2 protein-coding genes are annotated in these 1,674 nt (G+C 73.8%); one reads left to right on the plus strand and one right to left on the minus strand.

Annotation, left to right across the window (positions count from 1 at the left end; all coding sequences use genetic code 11):
* The first annotated feature begins 9 nt into the window (after nucleotides 1–9).
* Nucleotides 10–1,299, plus strand: a complete 1,290-nt coding sequence (locus ASG00_RS03900) for an amidohydrolase family protein (RefSeq protein WP_056207121.1) — start codon at nucleotides 10–12, stop codon at nucleotides 1,297–1,299.
* 28 nt (nucleotides 1,300–1,327) lie between these two features.
* On the opposite strand, the gene ASG00_RS16805 is transcribed toward ASG00_RS03900, so the two are convergent.
* Nucleotides 1,328–1,674 (minus strand): creatininase family protein (locus ASG00_RS16805; protein WP_235559124.1); only part of this gene is annotated, 347 nt, incomplete at its 5' end.

A 1,674-nucleotide genomic window follows, 5' to 3' on the forward strand; every position in this document is an offset into this window, starting at 1 on the left:
GCACGCGCCATCGTCGTCGACGCGGACACGGTGCGCACCGGCGACCTCGTCATCGAGGGAGCGCGGGTGGCGGAGGCATCCGATCTGCGCACCGTCGACACGCTCGACGCCGATGGCGGGATCATCACGGCCGGGCTCGTCAACGCCCACCATCACCTGCTGCAGAGCGGATTCCGCACGCTGCCGGGCACGCGCGGGGTGCCGATGGCCGCCTGGCTGCCCGCGATGGCTGCGGCGTATTCCACCGCAGGCATGGATGCGGAGCTCTTCGGCGTCTGCGCCGAGGTGGCCGTCGCGGAGGGCTTGCTGAGCGGCGTCACCACCGTCGCCGACCATCACCTGAACTGGCCGCACGGCGCGCCGATCGAGGAGACCGTCGACATCGCGCGAGCCATCGCGACGTCCGCTGCCCGCCTCGGCGGACGCCTCGTCTATGTGCGCGGGTCGGCCCGTGACGACGCCGACTGGGCGGGCGCTTCCGCCGAGGCGATCGCGGTCTCACTGCTCGCCGACGGTCACGTCGGCGGCGTGACGGCCGACGGCATGCTGCAGTACGCGGTCGGACCTGCCGGCGTGCACAGCGACGGCGAGGCGACCTTCGCCGCCCTCGGCGCGGTCGCCGCGCGGTGGGGACTGCGGCGCCGCACGCAGGCGAACGAGCAGGTGGATGTCGCGATCGCCCTCGAGCGCTACGGACGCCGCCCGATCGACCTGCTCGAGGAGTGGGGCTGGCTCGCCGACGACGTCACGATCGCCCACCTCGTCGACATCACCGACCACGAGCGCCGCCGGATCGCGGCCGCCGGTGTCACCGCGACCCACGCCCCCGGATGCGACGTGCCGATGGGCTGGGGAGTCGCGCGGGTCGCCGATCTCCTCGACGCCGGCATCGCCACGGGACTCGGCACGAGCGGCGGCGGCTCCAACGACGCCGGACACCTGCTCGCCGACGCCCGTCTGGCCCTGCAGGTGTCGGGCCTTACGGGCAGGCCGCTCGCCGCGGCATCCGTCATCGACATGGCCACGCTCGGGTCGGCCCGCGGGCTGGGCCGGCCCGAGCTCGGACACCTCGCCCCCGGGGCCGCCGCCGACTTCTGCGTGTGGGACCTCAGCGGCGTCGCCGACGCGGGCGTCGCCGACCCGATCGCCGGACTGCTCTGGGCCTCGCCCGGACGCCGCCCGCGCCACGTGGTGGTCGCGGGCCGCGTCGTCGTCCGCGACTACCGGCTCGTCACCGCCGATGAGCACGACATCACGGCACGGATGTCGCACCTGCTCGCCGAGCGCGCCGCGCGCTGAGCGGAGCGGCGCGGCGGGCGACGGCCGCTCAGATGAGGGTCGTGCGCTCGGGCAGCGTGAAGCGGTCGATCTCGCCGAGCGCGACGAGACCTCGTTCGATCGCCTCGTCGAACAGCGCCTTTCCGGCCGCCGCCGTCGCCGCTGTGGGGTCGCCGATGATGCCCGCCGGGCCGAAGTCGTCGGAGAGCCAGCCGAAAGAGACCGGCTTGCCGTTGAACCCGAGCATCTCGTAGTCGTCGAACCACTCCGGCACGTTGCGGGCGAACAGCTCGGGGTGCACGAGGTCGGGACGCAGGTGCATGACGATGGATGTCTCCGCCCACCCGCCGTGGATGCCGAGGCCGTGCTCGTCGGGGAGCGTCGGATCGTCGGAGG

The organism is Microbacterium sp. Leaf351 (assembly GCF_001423825.1).
In the GTDB taxonomy this organism is placed as follows: Bacteria; Actinomycetota; Actinomycetes; order Actinomycetales; family Microbacteriaceae; genus Microbacterium; species Microbacterium ginsengisoli.